The sequence below is a fragment of the Paenibacillus sp. SEL1 genome, assembly GCF_054602535.1.
In genome coordinates, this window is record NZ_CM137723.1 from 5,590,213 (window position 1) to 5,613,582 (window position 23,370).

At 44.7% G+C, this 23,370-nt stretch carries 20 protein-coding genes and 1 other annotated feature; of the genes, 6 read left to right on the plus strand and 14 right to left on the minus strand.

The window, feature by feature from the left end; all coding sequences use genetic code 11:
• Positions 1-82: 82 nt before the first annotated feature.
• Positions 83-1,288, minus strand: a complete 1,206-nt coding sequence (locus tag ACYCSE_RS25660) for a M20 family metallopeptidase (RefSeq protein WP_459700585.1) — start codon at positions 1,286-1,288, stop codon at positions 83-85.
• A 249-nt stretch (positions 1,289-1,537) separates the two neighbouring features.
• Here ACYCSE_RS25660 and ftsW point away from each other — a divergent pair, with 249 nt between their 5' ends.
• Complete coding sequence (ftsW, locus tag ACYCSE_RS25665; RefSeq protein ID WP_250261026.1) at positions 1,538-2,797, plus strand: putative lipid II flippase FtsW; 1,260 nt, start codon at positions 1,538-1,540, stop codon at positions 2,795-2,797.
• Positions 2,798-3,022: 225 nt separating this feature from the next.
• Here the strand turns inward: ftsW and ACYCSE_RS25670 are convergent, their stop codons facing one another.
• Entirely contained in the window at positions 3,023-3,388 is a 366-nt protein-coding gene (locus ACYCSE_RS25670) for an Asp23/Gls24 family envelope stress response protein (RefSeq protein WP_235309494.1), read from the minus strand.
• A 192-nt stretch (positions 3,389-3,580) separates the two neighbouring features.
• On the opposite strand from ACYCSE_RS25670, the gene cax reads away from it, so the two are divergent.
• Complete coding sequence (cax, locus tag ACYCSE_RS25675; RefSeq protein WP_069289890.1) at positions 3,581-4,651, plus strand: calcium/proton exchanger; 1,071 nt, start codon at positions 3,581-3,583, stop codon at positions 4,649-4,651.
• A gap of 141 nt (positions 4,652-4,792) precedes the next feature.
• Here cax and ACYCSE_RS25680 read toward each other — a convergent pair whose 3' ends face one another.
• From ACYCSE_RS25680 to ACYCSE_RS25700, 5 genes are all read right to left on the minus strand, one after another.
• Positions 4,793-5,083, minus strand: a complete 291-nt coding sequence (locus tag ACYCSE_RS25680) for an Fpa/YlaN family protein (RefSeq protein ID WP_007431028.1) — start codon at positions 5,081-5,083, stop codon at positions 4,793-4,795.
• A gap of 141 nt (positions 5,084-5,224) precedes the next feature.
• The gene (locus ACYCSE_RS25685; RefSeq protein ID WP_061829006.1) at positions 5,225-5,467 is read right to left on the minus strand and encodes an HPr family phosphocarrier protein; all 243 of its coding nucleotides are present in this window, start codon (positions 5,465-5,467) and stop codon (positions 5,225-5,227) included.
• Between the two features lie 89 nt (positions 5,468-5,556).
• Positions 5,557-6,672, minus strand: a complete 1,116-nt coding sequence (locus tag ACYCSE_RS25690; protein WP_013310916.1) for an aminopeptidase — start codon at positions 6,670-6,672, stop codon at positions 5,557-5,559.
• A gap of 76 nt (positions 6,673-6,748) precedes the next feature.
• Positions 6,749-7,573 carry a hypothetical protein gene (locus tag ACYCSE_RS25695; RefSeq protein WP_459702570.1) on the minus strand — a complete coding sequence of 275 codons (825 nt, stop codon included), beginning with the start codon at positions 7,571-7,573 and terminating at the stop codon, positions 6,749-6,751.
• Positions 7,574-7,791: 218 nt separating this feature from the next.
• Positions 7,792-9,777 (minus strand): sensor domain-containing diguanylate cyclase, encoded by a 1,986-nt coding sequence (locus ACYCSE_RS25700; RefSeq protein ID WP_336078367.1) that lies wholly within the window; start codon positions 9,775-9,777, stop codon positions 7,792-7,794.
• Positions 9,778-10,213: 436 nt separating this feature from the next.
• Here ACYCSE_RS25700 and rpsD point away from each other — a divergent pair, with 436 nt between their 5' ends.
• A complete protein-coding gene (gene rpsD / locus ACYCSE_RS25705; protein ID WP_013310919.1) occupies positions 10,214-10,813 on the plus strand; it encodes a 30S ribosomal protein S4 in 600 nt (199 codons plus the stop codon).
• A 78-nt stretch (positions 10,814-10,891) separates the two neighbouring features.
• Here the strand turns inward: rpsD and ACYCSE_RS25710 are convergent, their stop codons facing one another.
• Positions 10,892-11,761, minus strand: a complete 870-nt coding sequence (locus tag ACYCSE_RS25710; RefSeq protein ID WP_165177394.1) for an AraC family transcriptional regulator — start codon at positions 11,759-11,761, stop codon at positions 10,892-10,894.
• A 201-nt stretch (positions 11,762-11,962) separates the two neighbouring features.
• Positions 11,963-13,216, minus strand: coding sequence for a tyrosine--tRNA ligase (gene tyrS / locus ACYCSE_RS25715; RefSeq protein WP_165177396.1), 1,254 nt, complete (start codon positions 13,214-13,216; stop codon positions 11,963-11,965).
• A 66-nt stretch (positions 13,217-13,282) separates the two neighbouring features.
• Positions 13,283-13,549, minus strand: a binding site (T-box leader).
• A gap of 135 nt (positions 13,550-13,684) precedes the next feature.
• On the opposite strand from tyrS, the gene ACYCSE_RS25720 reads away from it, so the two are divergent.
• Positions 13,685-16,708 (plus strand): transglycosylase domain-containing protein, encoded by a 3,024-nt coding sequence (locus ACYCSE_RS25720; protein ID WP_459700593.1) that lies wholly within the window; start codon positions 13,685-13,687, stop codon positions 16,706-16,708.
• A 122-nt stretch (positions 16,709-16,830) separates the two neighbouring features.
• Here ACYCSE_RS25720 and acsA read toward each other — a convergent pair whose 3' ends face one another.
• A complete protein-coding gene (acsA, locus tag ACYCSE_RS25725) occupies positions 16,831-18,546 on the minus strand; it encodes an acetate--CoA ligase (RefSeq protein WP_165177400.1) in 1,716 nt (571 codons plus the stop codon).
• 239 nt (positions 18,547-18,785) lie between these two features.
• Between acsA and ACYCSE_RS25730 the strand changes: the two genes are divergently transcribed.
• The gene (locus tag ACYCSE_RS25730; protein ID WP_061828998.1) at positions 18,786-19,418 is read left to right on the plus strand and encodes a GNAT family N-acetyltransferase; all 633 of its coding nucleotides are present in this window, start codon (positions 18,786-18,788) and stop codon (positions 19,416-19,418) included.
• Positions 19,419-19,430: 12 nt separating this feature from the next.
• On the opposite strand, the gene ACYCSE_RS25735 is transcribed toward ACYCSE_RS25730, so the two are convergent.
• The 4 genes from ACYCSE_RS25735 to ACYCSE_RS25750 form a co-directional block, all read right to left on the minus strand.
• Positions 19,431-20,129, minus strand: coding sequence for a 5'-methylthioadenosine/adenosylhomocysteine nucleosidase (locus ACYCSE_RS25735; RefSeq protein ID WP_061828997.1), 699 nt, complete (start codon positions 20,127-20,129; stop codon positions 19,431-19,433).
• Between the two features lie 114 nt (positions 20,130-20,243).
• Positions 20,244-21,251: a catabolite control protein A gene (ccpA, locus tag ACYCSE_RS25740; RefSeq protein WP_061828996.1), complete on the minus strand. Its 1,008-nt coding sequence runs from the start codon at positions 21,249-21,251 to the stop codon at positions 20,244-20,246.
• Positions 21,252-21,357: 106 nt separating this feature from the next.
• Entirely contained in the window at positions 21,358-21,699 is a 342-nt protein-coding gene (gene ytxJ, locus ACYCSE_RS25745; RefSeq protein ID WP_061828995.1) for a bacillithiol system redox-active protein YtxJ, read from the minus strand.
• 101 nt (positions 21,700-21,800) lie between these two features.
• Positions 21,801-22,247, minus strand: a complete 447-nt coding sequence (locus ACYCSE_RS25750) for a hypothetical protein (protein WP_322171410.1) — start codon at positions 22,245-22,247, stop codon at positions 21,801-21,803.
• Between the two features lie 338 nt (positions 22,248-22,585).
• Here ACYCSE_RS25750 and ACYCSE_RS25755 point away from each other — a divergent pair, with 338 nt between their 5' ends.
• Complete coding sequence (locus tag ACYCSE_RS25755; protein ID WP_023989335.1) at positions 22,586-23,122, plus strand: type 1 glutamine amidotransferase domain-containing protein; 537 nt, start codon at positions 22,586-22,588, stop codon at positions 23,120-23,122.
• Positions 23,123-23,370: the final 248 nt, after the last annotated feature.

A 23,370-nucleotide genomic window follows, 5' to 3' on the forward strand; every position in this document is an offset into this window, starting at 1 on the left:
GTACTCCCTCCTTTTCAAGAGTAGGGTACCCCATTTCATTCAGCTCATACTCCAGATTGAACCGTTCCTAATTCAACTCATTTTAGCCCTTAATTGCCCCTGCTTTTCGTTCCGCAGCGTATCCCGTAGACATCGCAATAAACAAACGAACCGCGTTAATCATAGCATCCTCATCAAAATCAAATTTCGGATGATGGTGTGGATAAACTGCTCCTTTAACTGGGTTACCCGCTCCTACGAACATGAAGCAACCTGGCACACGTTCCAAATAATACGCAAAATCTTCAGCAGGCATCAGTTTCGACGCTTCCTGTACATTCTCCTCGCCAAAAACAGATTTTGCTTCATTAAAGAAACGAGATGCTTCATGTGCGTCATTGACAACTGGTGGGTATCCCATAATATAGCGAACCTGTGCTGTTGTACCGTATGTTGCGGCTGTAAGCTCTGTCACCTCATGCAGTCGCTCCTTCATTACCGTTCGTGTCTCCTCATCAAACGTACGAATCGTCCCACTCAAGCGACACGTTTCTGCGATCACATTTTGCGCAGAGCCCCCTTGGATGGTTCCCACCGTCAGCACAGCAGGTCGCAAAGGGTCGACTGAACGGCTTACGACACTTTGCAGTTGCATAACAAGAGCTGAACCCGCCACCACACTATCATTAGTGGACTGAGGCATGCCACCATGCCCACCCTTACCTGTGATTTCAATATAAAAATCGTCTGCCGCCGCCATCAGCGGCCCTGCGCAACTCGCGGCCGTCCCGACCGTAAAAGGTGTCCATAAATGGATGCCATAAATGACATCCACACCTTCCAATACACCATACTTTATTACACTGACCGCTCCGCCAGGCAGCAGTTCCTCCGCAGGTTGGAACAACAACCGAATTTCTCCTTGCAGCTCGTCCCGGTTCAGACTAAAATAGTAAGCCGTTCCAAGCAACGCGGATGTATGTCCGTCATGGCCGCAAGCATGCATGGCTCCGTCCACGCTGGAGCGATATTCACATTCCTTTTCATCCTGAATAGGAAGAGCATCCATATCGGCACGCAGTAAGACGACAGGCCCAGGTTTAGCACCACGAATGGTACCTACAACACCGTGTCCCCCTACCTGACGGCGAATCTCGATTCCCCAACTCTCCAACTTATCCGCTACAAAAGCTGCAGTTTTGCTTTCTTGAAAGGAAATTTCGGGATTCTTATGTAAATGTCTACGCCATTCCACCATGTTTTCTTGCAAACGATCAAACCAGGTCTCGTCTATCACATGTTGTGTCATTCTGCTCCACCTCTCCTTTTAAAGCATCGGGCAAGTTCCCGATTAAACATGCAGCGTCACCACGTATGCACCGCTGCTCTCAAGTCTTCATTTTTATCCTATTGTAGCAGATATGGAATTGTTGCGATATCTGTTGCTCCAGGGAGCTTGCAGAAGCCCATCAAACATAATATGATAAAATGGATAAACGATAAAATGATAACCGTCTGCGAGGAATATACCTTGTGGCGAATACCGGGGGAAGCTGATATGAGAAATACGAAGCCGGAGACTCGAAGAAGAGGCACACCGGATTTCCAATTGCTGATCCTCACTTTGTTACTGGTTGGATTCGGTGTAATTATGGTATTTAGCTCCAGCTCCAGCGTAGCTCTGCTGAATAAAGAATATAATTTTGACTCTTTATATTTTGTGAAGCGCCAATCTGCATTTGCTGTACTTGGACTTTTTATTATGTTGGTAGCTATGAATATTAAGATGGAAAAATATAAAAAGCTTTTTGTACCTTTATTTTTCATAACTATATTACTGCTAATCATCGTTCTTTTTACAGGCTCACTTAACGGCGCAAAAAGCTGGCTCAGGTTTGGTAGTGTTGGCTTCCAGCCAACGGAGCTTGCGAAAATTTCCATCATTCTTTACTTATCCGCACTCATCGTCAAAAAAGGTGATCGCTTTAGAGATCTGCGGACTGGCTACATACCTGTAACAGTCATTGTAGGCTGTGTTGCAGGACTCATCATGCTTCAACCTGATTTAGGCTCCTGCTTCATTTTGGTTGCCACCAGTGGTCTGATTATTTATGCCGGGGGAGCCAGTGTCAAGCATATTACAGCATCAATCGTCCTGCTCGTGCTAGGTGCTTCCATCGTGTTTGGTATTGGGTCGTTGTTTGGAGGAGATTCTGGAACCACAGAGGGACAAGCTGCTGCCCAGCAAGATTATAAAATCGGGCGCTTTCAAGCCTTTCTTAATCCCGAGAAATATAGACAAGGAACGGGATACAATCTGGTACAGTCCTTACAAGCTATAGGTGAAGGCGGCTTAAACGGGTCAGGCTTTGGTAAAGGTATTATCAAGCTTCACTATCTTCCTAATTCATTTAATGATTTTATCTTTTCCGTAATCGGTGAAGAATTCGGATTTATCGGAACAGCCATATTCCTGATGCTATATTTGTATTTCATTTGGCGAGGCATGATCATTGCTCTTCGTTGCCATGATCCGTTCGGAACGTTGGTAGGCACCGGCATCATGGGTTTGATCGCCATTCAGGCCTTCATTAATATCGGCGGTGTAACCCAAACGATTCCAATCACTGGCGTAACGCTTCCATTTATCAGCTTTGGTGGCTCCTCCCTACTTGTCATGATGTTTTCCATGGGTATTATGCTCAGTATTTCTCGTGAGAACACCAAACAAGCGGTGCAGGAACGCACCACAGGGGTAGCTGTCCGTAATGAAGTACCCAATCGCTTTCAAACTCGTAGAACCAACCGTTTTCGCTAAAAAAAGAACTTCCAAGGACCACTTACAACGGTGGCTTTGGAAGTTCTTTTGGTTATGTATAAAATACGAGAGCCCTCTGCAAAATGGCTATACTGTTGATTCACAAAACGAAAACTGGCGATTCTATAACCACCAGTTTTCGTGTTTTTATTCGGGTTATCCCACGGAATTTCCCGACATGTATACAATTGGTTAAAAACGTCAATTTGTCGGTTCCTGATTCTTTTACACTGCGTCGTCCTTGAACGCGACACCTTCCACTTTTACGTTCACTTCCACAACCCGCAAACCCGTCATACTTTCGACGGCTTCTCGCACATTTTGCTGAAGAATTCGGGACACCTCATGAATAGGTGTTTCGTAGAGCACGACAATACGTAGATCAATGGCAGCTTCCAGCTGTCCAACCTCCACTGATACGCCTTTTTGTACATTTTTACCGCTCAGCCTTTTGGCCCAGCCTTCCGATAAACCGCCTGACATTGCAGCAATGCCCGGTGTCTCTAATGCGGCCATCCCGGCAATTTTACCTACGACATCGTTGGAAATCTTGATGTTTCCTGCTTCCAGTTGTTGAATTTGCTCTGCCATGACCTATGTCCCCCTTCATCCATCCTTTATTTGTATTGTAAAGCCTCAGCCACTCCAAATGCAAACCCTACGTATGAAAAACAACTTTCGTTTACAACCTATATCATTTTGGGTATATTAATTTAGAAAATCCATACAAGTGACAGCTTTCGCCAAACTTGTACACATCTATTGATATCGAGGTGCTCTTCATTGAAAAAATGGTTATCTCCCGCTTTGCTCATAGCGACATTTGCTCTTAGCGCAGTCGCTCATTACACCCATTGGAATGCTATAGCCCAATTTGTCATTTGTGCAATTTCTGTTGTATTCGTAGCCGGTTTTCTCGGCAGGGCGACCGAAAGTGTCGCGCATTATGCTGGCCAACGTCTAGGTGGGTTCTTAAATGCCACCTTTGGTAACGCAGCCGAACTGATCATCGCCATCTTTCTCGTTAAAGAAGGTCTTTACGATATGGTAAAGGCCAGTCTTACCGGTTCCATCATCGGTAATCTGCTGCTGGTGCTCGGAGCAAGTCTGTTCGCAGGCGGTTTGAAGTACAAAGTGCAAAATTTCAATATATCGCTGGCTGGATTAAGTGGTTCTCTGATGATTGTGGCTGTTATTGCCTTGTTCGTTCCAGCTGTCTTTCTGAACACACACGTTATCACGGATAACGAATCAGATACGCTCAGCCTGATTGTCGCAGGCACGCTCATTGTCGCGTATATTGCGTGGCTTATTTTCTCTATGATTACGCATAAGGACTATTTAGCTGACGTGACCGAACAAAAAGATGAAGAATTGCCACATGAGCATGCCCCTGTGTGGTCCAGAAACAAATCCATTGCCTATTTGGTACTCGCTACCGTCATGGTCGCTTTTGTCAGCGAATGGCTGGTAGGTACACTGGAGGTGTTTACGACCCAATTTGGGCTCAGCGAATTGTTCGTAGGTGCCTTCCTCGTCGCTATTATTGGTAATGCAGCAGAACATAGCGCTGCTATTTTACTGGCGATGAAAAACAAAATTGGTGCATCGGTCGAAATAGCTGTCGGCAGCAGTTTGCAAATTGCACTATTTGTTGCCCCTGTGCTGATTTTTGTCAGTTACTTTATGGGAAACACGATGAATATTGTTTTCACCACTATTGAGCTGGTCGCCATTGCTGTCGCTGTATTTATCGCCAAATCCATCACCCAGGACGGCTCAACCAACTGGTATGAGGGACTCATGCTACTGGTAGTGTATGTATTGTTAGGTGTATCCTTCTTCCTTGTGTAGCTTTTAAGGTTTTAAAATGTGCATTAGGATGGTGGAAGGGCGAGGCGCTTTTGCCATCCTAAAGGAACATTTTTTTAAAAAAAGGCATCAAAAAAAGCATGCTCTCAAACTCCGCATGCTCTCATCAATTCAACCGTCTTCCTAATTGGCCTTATTATTCATGGCCTCATATAGAATAGCCAGATTGCGTTCCAGCTCACTGACCAGCTGTTTACCTACCATTTCTGGAAGAAGTCCAGCGCGAACCGCAAAATCCACTTCCTTGGAAAATCCGTACATCTGAGTATCCAGCACTTCCTCATAGAGAGGGCAATAACGGGTTGCCAGATTCTCCATCTGTACTTCAATAAGCTTCTTTATTTTATCTGCATCTTCCTGAAGCAGATTAATAGCCTTGATATTCAATTGTTCCTGCAAATCAGATGAAGTCATGGATTCTTCCCCCCTATGTCTCAATGTCGCACAAGACGTCCTATCCTTAATATTAGACCAAATTGCAGGCTAATACAAGAACCTGACAAAAAAAGCATCCCTACAGTTACAGGTAGGGATGCTTTTGCTTCAAGAATAAAGTTAGCTGGCTACTGAAATATGAAGTCCGTGCTTCTTGAATACCTCGATGATCGCTTTCTTAGCTTCCTCCGCATCTGGCCCATGAACGTGTAGTTCATAGCTATGGCTGCTGACTAGGGTCGTAAACAAGCCCAGTATACTTTTCACATCAATATACTTATTTTCGGAATGAAGGACGATGGAAGAGGTGAACTTGCTCGCCGTCTGTGCAATTTCAACAACCGCCGCGTTATTATTGGACATAGAGATCCCTCGCTTTACTGAATTGTCATGTATCGTTACTCACCCATAATAATACATTGAAATCGCTTTCTCAGCAAGAACGGATATCGTTATTTTAAATTCTCAGGGTTTAATGGCTCCAGCTCAGGCAGTACAAAGATACCGTCTTTACGAATCAAAACATCGTCAAAATAAATTTCACCACCGCCATATTCTGGACGCTGAATCAACACCAAATCCCAGTGGATCGATGAACGATTACCGTTATCCGCTGTTTCATAAGCTTGACCCGGTGTAAAATGCAAGCTGCCGGCGATTTTCTCGTCAAACAAAATATCCTTCATCGGGTGTAAAATGTGCGGATTAAACCCGATGGCAAACTCGCCAATATAACGTGCTCCCTCGTCAGAATCGAGAATATCATTTAGCCGCTTCGTATCGTTACTCGTCGCTTCCACGATCTTACCATTTTCAAAACGGAATTTAACATTTTCAAAAGTAATACCATTATACAGGGTTTGTGCATTATAGCTGATAGTTCCGTTAACGGAATCACGTACAGGCGCGCTGTATACTTCGCCATCCGGGATATTACATTGACCTGAACACTTGATAGCTCCGATTTGCTTAATAGAGAAATTCAAATCCGTACCCGGTCCGCTGATCCGTACCTTGTCCGTCCGATTCATCAGGTCTGCCAATGCATCTTGAGCTTTGTCCATTTTTGCATAATCCAGATTACACACATCGAAATAAAAATCTTCGAACGCTTCTGTGCTGATATTCGCCAATTGAGCCATGCTGTCATTCGGATAACGCAGCACTACCCATTTAGTGTGTTTCACCCGTTGTTCGCTATGTACCGCATGCTGATAAATGGAATTATACATTTTCATTTTATCTTCCGGCACATCTGACAGGTCATTTACATTTTCACCTGCACGAATTCCGATGTAGCAATGCATTTGCTTCATCCGGTTAAGGTCAATCTCAGCCCAGGTCTCCAGCATCTCCTTTGTCGCGTGACGAAGCATGGCGCTCTGTACCTTACGGTCTGTAAGTTGTACAAAAACATTTCCACCTTTTTTACCAACTTCATGAATGATGGCGTTAAGCAAGTCGCGCTCTGTACCAATCATTTCGATCAATACATTTTCTCCAGGCTGCACTTCAACAGAGTAACCGACCAGATTTTCCGCCAGCTTAAGTATTCTAGGATCTTTCATGTAGTGTCTCTCCTTCTCTATTTCATTCTTTTTGAACAATGGTTAATTCAAAATTCATTGTATCACGCCCGCCACGTTACTTGTAGTCCTTAAAAGTAACTCTGGTTATCAAAGCCTCTTGATGCAGCTCTTCATTCGCTCCCTGTCGGGAAATCCTGCATTCCGATGAAAGCTTTAAGGGTAAACCTGTTTGGCGATCTATGGTCAGATGATACACAGTACGCACAATGGATTGCTCCAGCTGGTTGCTCATATCCTCACAACTTTGTGCCCATATTTGGCTCAACTTCTTTTGCAGTTCTCGATTCGTTCCTGTATGCTGCGTTTTTAATATCCCGTTTTGAGGGTTTAAAGTATTCATTTCTTTTATTAAACGATCTTTCAACCAGCGCTTTGCCGAAGCAGATTCCGGTTCAATCCTCAACACCCAAGTTCCCCGGGCAGCTCCCGTTTCCATACGAATGCTCTTATTCAGTGTATTTAATTCCTCAAGCTCCTGAATCGGATTGAAGCGATTTAACATACCATTTCCAACCAGAGGGGGATAACCGGATGTCAGTGCAACCCATTTTCCACTCTGACGAAGAAAACGTTCTTGTGTAACATCATGCTCGGACTTACCTTGTTTCAGAGCTGCGTAGCCAACTTGCTTACGAAAAGCCACTGCAGAGCCCCAGTGCATGGTCAATTCATCGTGATTTCTTAGTCTACCGCGATATTCAAACTGCTTATTCGTCGGCAGACCACTGTCAGCTCTAATTGCAGTCCGTCCAGTAAACGTTACCATCTCTTTGCCGGCCATTCCTGCAACAGCTCTCTTAAAAATCTGCTCAGGAGTATATTGTCGATCCAGTGCACAACCACTTAACACACCTATTACAAGGAACACACAAACCTGCATCACCCATTGCTTTCTCCAATGCATCCATCATCCGTCCTATCCTGAACATAACTGTACTCATGAGCAATAAGCCTGCTTCAAGGCAGTTATGCTACCTGGTTCACTTTATCGTGTTTTCCCTATAATTCAATCATACACACGGTATAGCTACGTTTAGGATTACCTGTCTGCAATGGGTTATGCAAGACAAAAAGAGAACATTCCCTATGGAATATTCTCTACACATTGGCTACATGATCAACAACTATTCGATTGCGTCCTTCATTTTTCGCTTCGTACAAGGCCATATCAGCCCTATAAAATAAAGATTCAATACTGATCTGCTCATCCAGCCAGTTCCATTCAGCAATCCCACAAGAAACAGTCACCTGAGGCTCGGTTTCATGCTGCACACGGTAACGTATTTTTTCTGCATATTCGAGCGCCTGCTGAACCCCCAGCTGCGGTAAATAAATGGCAAGCTCCTCGCCGCCCCATCTTGCACATACATCCTCATCGCGAGTCGCCGAACGAACGATATTGCTGACGCTTATCAAAATTTCGTCACCCGTCTGATGCCCATGCGTATCATTCACCTGTTTGAATTGATCAATATCTACCAAAATAAGAGATCCACAGAAATCCTTTTCCTGATGTTGCTGAATGATTTGGTCCACATAGTGACGTACATACAGACCTGTTAACATATCCATATTAGCCAATCGCCGCACTTCAGCGTGCAGCATAGCATTAGTTACCGCCAATCCGATATGAGGGGCTAGCATTTGCAGCATTTTGTAATTATCGTAAGAGAAAAAGTGTGGAAGCTTGCTGGACAATAGTATAACCCCTTTAGGAGTATCGCTGGTCTTCATAGGTACAGCCATCAAAGACTGGGAGTCTGTCGCATCCATAAAATGAGAGGATATCTTTCCATCCTTTCTATAGTCCGACACAATCACTGGTTCTCCTGTTAAGCGTATCAGCCCAGCAAATCCATCTTCAAGAGGGTAACTTTCCAGTCTTAAGCTTTCCACATTACTCGACATGACTTTAAAACAATTTCCATCCTGATCAAGCTGTACAATACAACAAAAGTCCGCCATGAACATTTTTAATAACTCCTGCACGGCAAATTCAAATATTTCATTTAACTTCAGGCTCTGATTCAAGCGCTGAACCAGTTCATTAATGAGACGCAATTCATGGATAAGTACATTCGATTGCTCAAGCAGCTTCGCATTTTCAAATGCAGTACCAGCCGTATCCGCCATCATGGCAATCAGCTCTACATCCACTTTTTTCATACTATCCGCACCCGATGGAAGAATCATATGGAAAACACCGTATACACCCTGCTTGCCACGTAATGGGATGGCGATTTCAGTTATTTCATCTTGTGTACCGACAGGCTCGTTCACAGCCATTTGCCCTTTCATAAATGCACGGACACATACATCTTCATCCCGTTCATGCAGCAGCAAAGGTTTGACCTGCGGATTGCGACTGTGTCGATCCTGACTCATGTACAAGGTGATATCTACATGGGGAAACAAATAGGCGATGCTCCCGAATACCTCATCCAGCACGCCTTCCACGTCAATTTTGTCATGCATCCGTTTTACAATCTGAAATAAAATAGAACGGCGTCTACCTTCACGATCGCTTCGATTCTGCATCCCAAGGATATCTTCCATAAATATGTACTCAAACTTCGAGTAAAAGCAGGATTTAAAATGTAAAGCAGCTACTAACAATGTGTCCTGATTTGAGACAGAATGTTGAACAGGCTGTGTAAAACGAAGAGCGGCAAAGGGCTCCCTCTTATAATTACGGCATAGTATGGGAACCATATACACAAACGCAAGGCTTCCATCACGAAGTTTGCGCTGGCTCACTTCCATCTCTCTAGATATGCAACAACGTTCGACCAAATCCAAATCCTCGTCATCATCTTCTTCCCTACCAGCAACACGAACACCTATAAAATTAAAAACAGCAGTATACTCTTCGTTAATCCAAGATATACCATTGCTCTGCTGTAACCAACTCCGATATCCTTGGACAAGAAGCTGATTAATATAGGGGAAATCATAGGGTGTCATATCCATGTTCTGGAGCCAGGCAAAAGACGTATATCCTTTATCATCAAACAGCGGAGCACCGCTAGCCTGGACTGTTTTACTGTCAAGCATTTGCTGATCCGTTGTTGAAAATTCCGACATATTAAGGCGCTCCTTCACAGCAAAGTTAGCTGTACCAAGACAGCGGCTATACACCACTATAGCTCATAATATGATCTATTTTACTCTCAACTTTAGAAATTTGCATCCATTTTTCAGAAATTCGTCCCACTTTTTTAGTTCTAAAGCCCTATCGACAAATTTTGACGTTTTCATTCTTTTTCTCTTCTTGACATTGACCTACTCTTACATATAGTATATATTATTGAAAAAGACTGTACGGCAGAACTATCTACTGTGCGGATCTTAAATTTTGGGCGTAACAGTTTGTGTCACCCTCATCTTTTTTGTTGCTGACAGGACAGCGGCTGAACTTTTCTGTCAGTAGTGCGTCTTACCTTAATAGGTAGCGCCGAACAAATTGGAGCGCAAAGAGAGCCCCAACTCAAATTTTAATTATGAAGGAGTTAACTCTATAATGGCACGTTACACTGGTCCTAAATTTAAATTGAGCCGTCGTCTCGGTATTTCCCTGAGCGGCACAGGTAAAGAATTGAAACGCCCTTTCCCTCCGGGACAACATGGTGCAAACCAACGGAGAAAAATCAGCAACTACGGTATGCAGCTTCAAGAGAAACAAAAGCTGCGTCACATGTACGGCTTGGGTGAAAAACAATTCCGTACCCTGTTCAACAAAGCTCAACACATGCACGGTATCGCTGGTGAAAACTTTATGTTCTTGCTGGAAAGCCGTCTGGACAACCTTGTATTCCGTCTTGGCTTTGCTAATTCCCGTGCAGGCGCACGTCAATTGGTAGCTCACGGTCACGTTACTGTGAACGGTAAAAAAGTTGACATCGCTTCTTACCAAGTAAGCCCTGGCGACGTGATCGGTCTTCGTGAAAGAAGTCGTTCCCTGTCTTCCATCAAAGAAGCTTTGGAAAACCGCAACCACTTGGTAGCTTACCTGGAGTACAATGACGCAGCTCTGGAAGGTAAATTCATTCGTTTGCCTGAGCGTGGCGAATTGTCCCAAGATATCGATGAAAAACAAATCGTCGAATTCTACAACCGCTAATCCTTGCATTAGCACCAAAAAGCACCCGAATTTATTCGGGTGCTTTTTTATATTCTCTATGCATCGAGCCTGAGGGTTTTATTCAATGGGGATGTATACCTTCATACTCAAATGATCTGGATAGCAGGAATTCATCACGTCTGTAATTTCAAAATCCGGCCCCTCCCTCCGTTCAAAATTAGAATTAGGAAGCCATGTGCCATAGATAAAGTCTCGTATATTCTGAACCCGTCCATCTGAACCCGAAGCGTCAAACTCAGCATACTTCCCTGCTGGAATCTCCATATATATGAAACCCTCTGCCAGTTCTTCTGACTCTTTTTCAACTGCCTCGCCCACCACAAATGAAAACGCACCGTTGTCTTCAAATCGACAGGCAACCCCATATGACATTCCCGGTGCAATTTTGTTCGGGATACACATAAAATATTCATTTGCTCCAAAGTGTCCATAAAATCCTGGGATTTCTTTATAGTGCTGCTCATTATTCAGGTTTGTTTTATATTCATATCCTACAATTTTGACCGTTTCGAGCTGCAATATCACCGGCTTATTCACATCCAAATCCCCCATCGTATTTTTTTGGTAATCCAGAAAATTGATTTTACTTTGCTCAGGAAGCTCAATATCACCGTTACGATACTTCCCAGGGGTGATCCCAAAATTCTTTTCAAAAGCGCGGGTAAAAGCCTCTTGTGAGTTGTACTGATACTCAATCGCAACGTCCAACACTTTTTGATTGGATTGTTTTAGCTGTTCAGCCGCCTCGGACAATCTTCTCCTTCTTATATATTGTTGAACCGTAAAACCCGAAATGGCCTGAAAAACCCGCTGGAAATGAAAAGCTGAAAAGCATGCCTGTGAAGCAATATCGGCAATTTTTAGATCCTCCCGGAGATTCAATTCAATAAACTCAATCGCACACTGAATTCGTTTAAAGTAGTCCATATAATCCTTCCCCGCACTTGTAATTGTTTTGGTTATCGATCCTACACCCAAATTGTGCAACCCACGTTTTCATTATGTATAACTCTTTACCTACATGTTTGATTATTTGTGCTAAGTTTACCATGACTTTTCACTTTGCAGAAATAAAAAAGCAGCGCTGAGATCGATACAATCTCAGCGCTGCTTTTGAATATATTTTCATTATCCAAGCTTGATTTTAGCAAATTTCCGTTTACCTACCTGCACAATGTCGCCTTCCTTCGGCGTGTATGCTTCGTTCACATCGGTCCATTTCTCTTCGTTAATTTTGACCGAACCCTGCTGAATACTGCGCTTGGCTTCACCGTTAGATGCTGCAAAGCCCAGATGAGTCAGCAACTGGATCACACGAATGCCACCTTCTTCTAACTGATCAGCCGTCAAGGTGAACTCTTCAATATCGTCAGGCAGCGCACGTTGCTGGAATACGGTCACAAAATGTTGCTTCGCTGCTTCCTCTGCTTCTTCACCATGGTACATGCGCACTAACGTTCCAGCCAGCTTCATTTTGGCATCACGTGGATGCACTGAGCCGTCCTTAACACCTTTCGCCAGCTCTGCCAGCTCCTCGTTGTTGATATCCGTTGCAAGCTCAAAATATTTCAGCATCAGCTCGTCAGGAACGGACATGGACTTCCCGTATATTTCGTTCGGCTCCTCATCAACACCAATGTAGTTCCCCAAACTTTTGCTCATCTTCTGGACGCCATCCAGCCCTTCAAGCAATGGTAATGTAATCGTAGCCTGCGGCTCAACTCCGTATTCTTTTTGCAGGGTTCTGCCCATTAGCAGATTAAACTTCTGATCCGTCCCCCCCAATTCAATATCGCTTTGGAGAGCCACGGAATCCATGCCTTGCATCAGCGGGTAAAAGAACTCATGGATGCTGATCGGCAATCCGTTTTGGTACCTTTTTGTAAAATCATCCCGTTCCAACATACGGGCAACCGTTACTTTGGCCGACAGGGTTACTACATCAGCAAAAGACATTGGCCCTAACCATTCGGAATTGTAGAATACCTTTGTTTTTTCAGGATCGAGAATTTTAAAAATTTGTTCCTTGTACGTTTGTGCATTACGCTGTACATCTTCCTCAGTCAGTTGCTTGCGAGTCTCCGATTTACCTGTCGGATCACCAATTCTGCCTGTAAAATCTCCGATAATCAGTTGCACTTGATGGCCTAATTCCTGGAACTGGCGCAGTTTGTGCATAACAACCGTATGTCCGATGTGAATGTCAGGCGCAGATGGATCAAGACCCAGCTTAATTTTGAGTGGCTCGCCGCTAACGACCGATTTAATAACCTTACGCTTCAGCTCATCCTCAGGTACAATTTCCGCTACTCCACGACGTATCACCTCTAGCTGTCGCTCGACCTCTACCTGTTGCTCCGGCTTCAATTCTTCCCACTTCATCCTGTATACCTCCTATTTTTCATCCAAAATATTACATATTAGACAAACCAAAAAGCCCCTTTCATCCCAAGGGACGAGAAGGAGCTGCTCGCGTTACCACCCTAATTAAAGAAACGCATGTCAAAGACATACATTTCTTTCACTTCATTCCTATAACGGGCCTACACCCGGTACTGGATTACTATGATAGCTTCGCAAACCTGCAAATGCTTTCCATTCATCCAGACAGCTCCAGACGGTAATTCAAAGGAGGGACGCTACCGATTCACACCACCCATCGGCTCTCTGTACAACGTGAATCCGCCTTCTACTGAAGTCTTTCTCTGCTTTTCACGATATTTACTTTGACCTATTTATAACACACTGCTTTTATGTAGTCAACGACACCAAAAGACAGGCTTTTTAGCATATGGGTTCATTTTGTAATTTTATGCTATAATAATGGCTGTTATAAAGGAGGAAGACTTAATGGTTGAAGAAAAAAACAATGTATCAGAGCCAAAGCCTTCCCGCTTGCGGACAACCATGCGAAGGCTCGGCCGTGTCATAAAGTGGGTCGTCATCATCGGTTTTATGGGGGCACTATTTGCAGGAGGAGCCGCCGCCGGCTATGTTGCTTCTATTGTAAAAAGCGAACCCGTGCGTTCCAGATCCATGATCCTACAGGAAGTAGATAAGAATGCAATCACAGGCTTCGCTTATTTCAATGATGGCTCTCCCATCGGACAACTTCGGACAGAAGAAGATCGAAGACCTGTCACGTTTAAGGAGATTCCACAACTCGTCATTGACGCAGTCATTGCCATTGAAGATAATCATTTTTACGAGCATAAAGGTGTCGATCTGTCGGGAACGCTGCGTGCTGTGAAGCAAAAGGCGCTGCATGAATCCGTACAAACCGGGGGTAGTACCCTCACCCAGCAGCTTGCGCGTCGTGTCTTTCTAAATCTCGATCGCACGGATGACCGCAAGGTCAAAGAAATTTTGCTGTCTCTGCGCCTTGAGCGCTTCCTAAGCAAGCAACAAATTATTACGGCCTATCTCAATAAAGTACCTTTTGGTAACGGTTCAAGCGGTTACAACGTCTTTGGCATTAAAGCAGCGGCTAAAGGTATCTTTAATGAGAATGATCTGAACGAGCTTAATATAGCCCAGGCTGCCTATCTAGCAGGTTTGCCACAGCTTCCTTCTTCTTATTCTGCTTTCAACGGTAAGGGTGAGTTTAATGAAGCTGGCTTTAAAAGAGCCATCAATCGCCAGCACCTAGTACTCAGTCGAATGCTGGAGGAAAACAAAATCAATAAAGCACAGTATGATGAAGCGATGGCTTTTGATATCAAAAAATCTCTCGCACCACGCACTGTTAAAGCTTATAACACCTATCCATACCTTATGATGGAAACAGAACGACAAGCTGCGCAGGCACTCATGTCTGTCACCAATCCGGGTCAAGCAGCTAATGCCAGTGCAGATACCAAGACCAAGGATGATAACGATTTACTCAAGGAAGCCGAACAGCAGCTTCGCACAGGCGGTTATATGGTGTACACCACCATTGATAAGAGCGTATACAAATCTATGCGTCAAATTGCAGAAAATAAAAACAACTTCTCTGCCACTAGTAAAACCAAGGGTGACGAACAAGCAGCGGCTATTCTGATTCAGCATAAAACAGGCGCCATTCTTGGAATGATGGAAGGTCGGGACTTCCAAAAGGAGCAGATGAATTATGCCACCCAGATGGTACGTCAGCCGGGTTCGGCAATGAAACCGATTGCTGCCTATCTCCCTGCATTGGACAGCGGTCTTGTGCAGCCTGGTAGTATCGTGGATGATGCCCCTATTATTTTGAAAGATGGCAGTAATGGATATCACATTCCGAAAAATTCTAACAACCGCTATCAAGGATTGGTCACGGCGCGTTATGCACTGAATCAATCGCTAAATACGATAGCACTCAAGCTGTTTAACGAAAAAGTAGGGATTAGCAATGCTTGGGCTTTTGCTAAAAAACTGGGTATTACCACCTTGGAGTCTAGTGATAACAACGCCCAAACGGGTGTACTTGGCGGCTTAGCCCACGGGGTGACCGTCGAGGAACTCACGAATGCATATGGAGCCATTCCAAATGGCGGTGTGTTTAATGATGCCTATATGATCGAAAAGATTGTGGATTCGCAAGGCAATATTGTATATAAGCATCAGCCTAATCCTGTGCAGGCCTTCTCACCGCAAACCGCCTACCTGATGACAGATATGTTGCGTACAGCCGTGTCGGAAGGCACAGGCAGACTGGTGAAGCGGAACTTTGATCAATCCGGTAAGATTCCGATTGCCGGCAAGACAGGCACTACGCAATCCTACACTGATGTTTGGTTCGAGGGCTTTACGCCTGACGTCACACTGGGTGTATGGGTTGGTTACAAGCAACCTGTCAATAAGCTTGAAACGAAAGTCCAAAAAGAGCGGGCTCGCCGCTTATGGGCTCTAATCATGAATGAAGTAACAGCTAAAGATGCTCAGCTGTTCCAAACGGACAGCTTCAAGAGACCTGACGGCATTGTAAGCCGTACAGCATCCGCGTATGGTTCGGACATTTATAACAGTAAGTATCCACCTAAAAACAGTGAAAATGGTGTGAGCCGTGCGAAATATATTACCTACCAAGGTGTGAATTATATTCCACGCGATGGTACACCGGATGATATGTTATATGAACGGACCGTTAGGAAACGGGAAAAGTCAATCTCAGAATTGATTAAAGAGCTTCAGCAAGCCTTTAAGGTGATGAGACGACATAATTCGTTGTCCTACTATCTACCTCAGGATGCAGATAAGGAAGCTCCTACTCAGATTGATCCACGCAAGGACGATGGAGCAGCTCCTAACGCTCCATCTAGCGTCAACGTAAGCTATAGTGACGGTAAAGCCATAATCAGCTTTAGCCCAAGCGGAAACAGCGACGTCGTAGGATACCGTCTGTATCGTTCTACAGATGGGGGTAGCTTCCAACGGCTTGGCAAGGTCGTTATGGCTGACAGCTCCAAGGTGTTCTCTGACAGCCCTGGAGGCAGCAGCTCCAGCTACTACGTGACTGCCGTTGATGTGGGCGGTCATGAGTCCGGGCCAAGCACGAAAGCAAGCGCAGCACCTGTGGTGCCACCTGCAGATTCTGAGTCTCCAAACGTTCCGGGCGAGGGAGATGGAACAGGTGCGCAGCCTACAGAGGTTCCTACTGCCCCTGGACAGCCTCAAGCTAAAGCCGCTGGCTCATCCGTAGCGCTCCAATGGAGCGCAGGTAAATCTGCGGACGCTATTACAGGCTATAACGTGTATTACAGCGAAAACGGTGCGGAGCCTTTTACAAACATAGGCTCTACCGCATCTACCAGCTTTGAATATAAGTCAGGGAAAAAGCTAAAAGGTTGGTTTCGTGTCACTTCCATGAATGCCATGGGGGAATCGGCTCCTTCCGGAGCCGTCCGTCCATAACTGAAAACAAAAGCAGAAAGTGATAGGTTGGGTGAAATGAGATTCGCCCTAACAAAAAGGGAGTCCCCTTAGCCATTAAGGCTTTGGAGACTCCCTTTTTTAATTCTAATATGCAGAGCACTTCAATCCTCTATGGTGGATAAGTCACCTGTAGGAAGGTTAAGCTCCCAGGCTTTCAACACGCGTCTCATAATTTTACCGGAACGGGTTTTGGGTAACTTTTCCTTAAACTCAATTTCGCGTGGAGCAGCATGAGCAGACAGCCCTTCCTTAACGAAGCGATAGATGTCCTGCTTTAAAGCTTCAGACGGTGCATAGCCTTCACGCAGTGCAACAAAAGCTTTGATAATCTCTCCCCGCACGGTATCTGGTTTTCCAATAACTCCGGCTTCCGCTACAGCAGGATGCTCCAGAAGCTTGCTCTCCACCTCAAAAGGGCCGATGCGCTCCCCGGAGGAGTTAATGACATCATCAATCCTACCCTGAAACCAGAAATATCCGTCCTCATCCATGTAAGCTGAATCACCCGATACATACCAACCGGGAAAGCGGAAATATTCCTGAAACTTGTTCGGATTGTTCCATATACGATTCATCATGGATGGCCATGGTGTACGGATCGCCAAGTGGCCCATCCGGTTAGGAGGCAACACCTGCCCTCTGTCGTCCAAAATAGCAGCCTGGATACCTGGGAGTGGCTTTCCCATCGAACCTGGCTTAATCGGCAGCTCAGGGTAATTACAGATCAACTGTGCTCCTGTTTCTGTCATCCACCAAGTATCATGAATGCGTTGTGTATACACTTGCCATCCCCATCGCACCACTTCTGGATTCAGCGGTTCCCCAACGGATAAAACATGCCGCAGACTGCTAAGATCATATTTGGAAACAACCTGCTCCCCTGCGCTCATCAGCATCCGAAACGCTGTAGGAGCACTATACCATATGGTCACTTCGTGACGCTCAATCGTGCGGTACCAGTCTTCCGGGCTGAAACGCCCCCCACGAATGACATTCGTCGCTCCATTTAGCCATGGAGCAAAAATACCGTATGATGTTCCCGTGACCCAGCCAGGATCAGCAGTACACCAATACACATCATCTTCTCGCAAATCCAGCACCATTTTCCCAGTATAGTAATGCTGAATCATTGCATTTTGCACATGATACACGCCTTTGGGCTTGCCTGTTGAGCCTGATGTATAGTGAATAATTAATCCATCTTCACGATTCAACCATTCTGGCTCAAGTTCCTCTGAGGATGTGAGCATTTCTGTCTCAAAATCGATAATTCCCTGCTCGCGTTCATCCATATCACCAACCACAAAAATATGTCGCAGCTCAGGAAGCTCCTCACGTTTTACCCGTGACAGAAGCGCAGGTGTGGTCACTAATGCTACTGCCCCACTATCCTCCAATCGATCCTTAACCGCAGTTTCCATAAACGCCTCAAACAATGGACCGACAACAGCCCCTACCTTTAGAACACCAAGTAAACTAATAACCAGCTCGGGTGAACGCGGCATGAAAATAAACACCCGCTCCCCTTTACCAATACCGTATTTGCGAAGCACATTTCCGAACCTGTTAGAGCTAGCACGAAGCTGAGAGAAGGTGTAGGTTTCATGACGGTTTGCGTCACAATACAATAGTGCCGCTTTCTCCCCTCGTCCTTCCTGTACATGTCGATCAATGGCTTCATGTGCCATATTTACCTTGCCTGTTTCATACCACGTAAAATGACGCTCTGCATCTTCCCACTGAAAATTGTTGTAAGCTTGTTCATACGGGCCCATGTTGGATGTGGGAACTACAGTCTGGAGTTCTTCAAACTTCATACGTTCAGCCTCCTCACAATAGATTAATGAGAATCACACAGAACAAGATAACGCTTACAAAATCAATAAAGCAGATGAAGCCCTTTGGTTTACTGATTGATTTAAATTGTGAACATTTTATGTCTAAAACAGTATATCATAGGTCAGGATGTGACGACCATCCTTTTCATTTAATTGTTTTTTTGCTATAAGTAGGGGATATGAGGAACGAGCTTATGGCGAACAAGGAGGGCGTACGCATGCAGCATTTAAAACTGTACCACTTGGATACGCTGGATCATAACGGACAAACAATCTATGTAGAAGGCCCCGTATCCGCGGATCAACTGCGTTCATTTCAAATGCACAAGCAATTAGATGCCTTTCGCAAACCAAAGGAACAGTTCGATGCATTAGTGGATATTTCGGAACTGCCAGAAGGCAGAATTATCATTGCCCACAACGGGGAAACTCTCCTGGGATATGTTACTTTTCATTACCCAGATGAGATGGAGCGCTGGTCGGAAGCTGGCATGAAGGATTTACTGGAACTTGGAGCTGTTGAGGTAGCCGATGACTATCGTGGTCTGGGCCTGGGTAGCCGAATGATTCGGATTGCCTTTGAGGACGGCCAGCTTGAATCCTATATTATTTTTACGACCGAATACTATTGGCATTGGGATTTAAAAGGCAGCGGTCTCTCCGTATGGGAATACCGCCGCATGATGGAACGTCTGATGAAAACTGTAGATATGGTCTGGTACGCCACGGATGATCCTGAAATATGTTCACATCCTGCTAACTGTCTGATGGTACGAATGGGAAAGGATGTGCCCCTTGCATCACAGGAGCAGTTTGACCATATCCGGTTTGTCCGAAGATTCATGTATTAAAAAATTATACCATTAGCCCAAATGCTTGAGCATGAACTCTACAATACGATGCGAACGATGTGAAGCTTCTACCGTAAATTCAGCATAATTAACGTGAGCCGATCCATCAGCCTTATCTGACATAGACCGTAGGACAACATAAGGCACAGCGTTCATATGAGCTGTCTGAGCCACAGCTGCACCTTCCATTTCGGTACAAGCACCGTCCATTTCCTGATGCAATGCAGTCACTAACTCACGACTTGCAACAAATTGATCGCCAGAAAGTACCTTGCCGACAATATAACGATCGCCAAATGATTTGCAGGCTTGCTCAGCTAGACTTACAAGCTCGGGATCAGCCACAAACTCTGAGGTGTCCTGATAAGGAATGACCCCTCTGGCATAACCCAAAGGCGTTACATCCATATCATGCTGCATACATGTTGATGAGATGACAATATCCCCAATGTTTAAATCGGGATGAACTGCCCCTGCCACTCCCGTAAATATAATCTGTTCTACACCAAAATGATCAATCAGGATTTGTGTTGTTACCGCAGCATTAACCTTGCCTACACCGGATTTGCAGACAACGACTCTTTGCCCGTGAATGATTCCTGTAGTGTACGTGATTCCAGCCTTGACCGTCTTGCTTGCTTCCGTCATCGCTGCCAGCAGCAATTCAATTTCTTCATCCATAGCACCCATTAATCCGTAAAGTCGGCTCATTACGCATCCCTCTATTCTTGGTTTGATGATGATGTCCATAAGAAGCTTTATATCCGCGAAAAAAGCTCCATCAAAGGAGCTTTCAACGAAGGTATATCCTATTCAGCACTGCGTCTAGTCTAAATAATTAACTGACAACCGCAAAATAGTTTCATGCGGCAAAATAACGCGAGGGTTCTCCACGTTTTCCTTTTTCATCAGCTTGGTCAGCAAACGCATCGCTACCGCACCCAAATCGTACATCGGTTGCGCGACGGTTGTCAGCTGAGGACGAACCATAGAGGCCATACGAATATTGTCGACACTGATTACTGAAAAATCATCAGGAACTTTCAATCCCTCATCCTGAATACTGTGGATTGCACCAATTGCCATCTCATCCGTAGCAGCAAAAATCGCACTTGGCTTCTTCTTTAGGCCGAGAAAATATTTCATTGCCTCGACACCGGATTCATAACGGTAGTTCCCGATTCGCACGAGATCCTCCTGATAATCAATTCCGGCTGTTTCCAGTGCTCTCTTGTAACCTTGGAAACGTGCATAGCCGTTTGCAGGGTCTTGAAGCGTACCACTGATCATTGCGATTTGACGGTGTCCATGGCGGATCAACGTGTTTACTGCATCATAAGCAGCGGCTTCATGGTCGATATCGACCGAAGGATAGCTTCCTTTTTCATCACTCGTTGCACATAGAACAATAGGGACCGCAGCTGTATGGAACGCCTGAATATGCTCGTCCGTTACTGTACCACCCATGAACAGAAGACCATCCACTTGCTTTTCAAGCAATGTGTTGATGACACGAATCTCTTTTTCTTTTCGCTTGTCGGCATTACACAAAATAATATTATAGTGATACATATTCGCTATATCTTCAATACCGCGCGCAATTTCTGCAAAAATTGAGTTCGATATATCCGGTATAACCACGCCGACGGTCGTTGTCTTCTTGCTGGCCAGACCTCTAGCGACCGCATTTGGACGATATCCCAATTGTTCAATCGCTTCGTACACTTTCTTGCGGGTCTGAGGTTTCACATTAGGATTATTGTTAACTACGCGGGACACTGTGGCCATTGAGACACCAGCTTCGCGAGCTACATCATAGATCGTTACCGTCACATTCCTTCTCTCCATTGCCAATAAATTTTCAACCGAATCCTAGATCAACTAATTAGAACCATGATACGACAAAATACTACTTTATGCAACGACAGCACACATTTATCTATGTGAGATGATCGTGGAGTGCACGGGCTGTAATATTCGAATGGGATGTATGCCAAACAGCCTCTCCGTCCTTGATTAAAATGGCCTGCGGGGATTCATGCTTCACCTGAAGCCTGTCCGCGGTTTCATTGGACACCGGCCGATCTTCTACTACATAAATGATACCGTATTCAATATTTTCGTTGGGAGCGCCATGCAAATAGGACTCCACTTCCTGATATGCGCCTGCACTTATCGGACAACGTGTGCTATGTTTAAAGAGAAGCAACGGCTTGTCTGATGACGCTTCCAGAGCCGTATTTAATTGTTGAACAGTAGTCATTTTTGTCATCGTCGCCATTGGATATACATTCCTTTCTGTGTCTTGTCGTATGGCCTATTCTCATCGTAACAAAAAGAACATGTAAAATCCAATGGTGACCATGAAAATTTTCATATTTTTTAGTTTTTTGTATTCGTAAATACCGATTTACTGGTAAAACCGGATAATTGAACCAATTTTCTCTCTACATCATTCATCCAATCTTCGTCTCCCAGACTTCTCGCATAACGATAAAGATCCAATAAGAGATTAATTCGAAGCTCCATCCGCTCCTCCAAAGCAGATTGCCAATCCACATTGGGATTGTCCGCTTCCTCCAGTACAAGCTTGCGAATGATTTCTGCCAGTTCATTATTGCGAGCAAAAGATATTCTCCGTGCCGTAGGTTTGCTCCCTAGACTTTGTAATAGTGCTTTAATGTCTTTCGTCACATGCTGCAAAACCTCACTGGAAAAGCATGACGAGCATGAGAATACAGGGACGTGCAAAATTTCAACCTTGCCCGCATAGATTACCTTTCGCAGTTCCAGTCCCATCGGTTTGCCACATTGACATTGCTTATGCATTTAACCACCTCATTACGTAGGATCAAACTATACGAGGATCTCGTCAGAATCCAAATATATCTATCTACTAGTCTAATAAATATTTGTTAACTCCATTAAATCTATCATACCTTGTTTTATTTCGACTTTGGGACCTCAAATCCTTCCACAGATTGCAGCTATGAACAAATTACCAAAGCTTTGGCGGGTCAGAAAATGACGACAATTGCTGTCAAAGAGCAGACTACTAAGATAAGAATCTGCGAAGGAATGGACTTCGGGCGTTCTTTTTCTTAAGATGTAAAAGTACAGATTACAAAACAGAGGTGTCATCATGTGACGCACGAAAGGATGGTTGGATGTCAAGACTTGCCGGAAAAAAGGTTATCGCCCTAGTGGATGAGGAATTCGAGGATCTGGAGCTGTGGTATCCGATTTACCGTGTTCGTGAAGAAGGCGCAGAAGTGCATTTAGCCGGTGCGGAAAAGGGTAAAAAATATATTGGAAAATATGGCGTACCTGCTGAAGCGGAATATGCCTTTGAGGAACTGAATAGCAGCGATTATGACGGGATTCTCGTCCCTGGCGGTTGGGCACCTGATAAACTGCGCCGCTATCCTAAAGTAATTCAACTCGTTCAGGAGTTTCATGCTGCTCATAAGCCGATTGGACAAATCTGCCATGCAGGCTGGGTACTGATCTCTGCTAAAATTTTGGATGGTGTTACGGTAACCTCCACACCAGGTATTCGTGATGATATGGAGAATGCAGGAGCTATTTGGAAGGATGAGGCAGTTGTAACGGATGGACATATTGTATCTGCTCGTCGGCCGCCTGATCTTCCACCTTACGGAAAAGCGTTCTGCGATTTGTTAGCAGATAACACGCGGAAATAACAGAATAAGTCCTGACACTCAGAACTTGAATAACCCAATCTAATGGAATCAGGATAATTGCTAATTATGAATTTTCCATAATCACAAGAGGTTGTCAACAAGATGAAAAAAAGAACCTTCAAAACCATGAATAAAGTGGTTTTGAAGGTTCTTTTTCGTCTAAACCATGCTACGCCATTAAGGTTTGCTACGACAAACCTAACAGTACGGAGTTCGGCTCCTCCTGAAGCTGTACACGGACATTACAT

What these genes read in the sequence shown, in the direction of transcription:
- ACYCSE_RS25710 (WP_165177394.1), bottom strand. Translation starts at nt 11,761, where the DNA reads ATGGACTACTTTAAACGAATTCAGTGTGCGATTGAGTTTATTGAATTG.
- rpsD (WP_013310919.1), top strand. Translation starts at nt 10,214, where the DNA reads ATGGCACGTTACACTGGTCCTAAATTTAAATTGAGCCGTCGTCTCGGT.
- ytxJ (WP_061828995.1), bottom strand. Translation starts at nt 21,699, where the DNA reads ATGGCGACGATGACAAAAATGACTACTGTTCAACAATTAAATACGGCT.
- ftsW (WP_250261026.1), top strand. Translation starts at nt 1,538, where the DNA reads ATGAGAAATACGAAGCCGGAGACTCGAAGAAGAGGCACACCGGATTTC.
- ACYCSE_RS25720 (WP_459700593.1), top strand. Translation starts at nt 13,685, where the DNA reads ATGGTTGAAGAAAAAAACAATGTATCAGAGCCAAAGCCTTCCCGCTTG.
- ACYCSE_RS25660 (WP_459700585.1), bottom strand. Translation starts at nt 1,288, where the DNA reads ATGACACAACATGTGATAGACGAGACCTGGTTTGATCGTTTGCAAGAA.
- ACYCSE_RS25680 (WP_007431028.1), bottom strand. Translation starts at nt 5,083, where the DNA reads ATGACTTCATCTGATTTGCAGGAACAATTGAATATCAAGGCTATTAAT.
- ACYCSE_RS25670 (WP_235309494.1), bottom strand. Translation starts at nt 3,388, where the DNA reads ATGGCAGAGCAAATTCAACAACTGGAAGCAGGAAACATCAAGATTTCC.
- ACYCSE_RS25695 (WP_459702570.1), bottom strand. Translation starts at nt 7,573, where the DNA reads ATGCAGGTTTGTGTGTTCCTTGTAATAGGTGTGTTAAGTGGTTGTGCA.
- ACYCSE_RS25730 (WP_061828998.1), top strand. Translation starts at nt 18,786, where the DNA reads ATGCAGCATTTAAAACTGTACCACTTGGATACGCTGGATCATAACGGA.
- ACYCSE_RS25735 (WP_061828997.1), bottom strand. Translation starts at nt 20,129, where the DNA reads ATGAGCCGACTTTACGGATTAATGGGTGCTATGGATGAAGAAATTGAA.
- ACYCSE_RS25750 (WP_322171410.1), bottom strand. Translation starts at nt 22,247, where the DNA reads ATGCATAAGCAATGTCAATGTGGCAAACCGATGGGACTGGAACTGCGA.
- ACYCSE_RS25685 (WP_061829006.1), bottom strand. Translation starts at nt 5,467, where the DNA reads ATGTCCAATAATAACGCGGCGGTTGTTGAAATTGCACAGACGGCGAGC.
- tyrS (WP_165177396.1), bottom strand. Translation starts at nt 13,216, where the DNA reads ATGAAGTGGGAAGAATTGAAGCCGGAGCAACAGGTAGAGGTCGAGCGA.
- ACYCSE_RS25755 (WP_023989335.1), top strand. Translation starts at nt 22,586, where the DNA reads ATGTCAAGACTTGCCGGAAAAAAGGTTATCGCCCTAGTGGATGAGGAA.
- ACYCSE_RS25700 (WP_336078367.1), bottom strand. Translation starts at nt 9,777, where the DNA reads ATGTCGGAATTTTCAACAACGGATCAGCAAATGCTTGACAGTAAAACA.
- acsA (WP_165177400.1), bottom strand. Translation starts at nt 18,546, where the DNA reads ATGAAGTTTGAAGAACTCCAGACTGTAGTTCCCACATCCAACATGGGC.
- ACYCSE_RS25690 (WP_013310916.1), bottom strand. Translation starts at nt 6,672, where the DNA reads ATGAAAGATCCTAGAATACTTAAGCTGGCGGAAAATCTGGTCGGTTAC.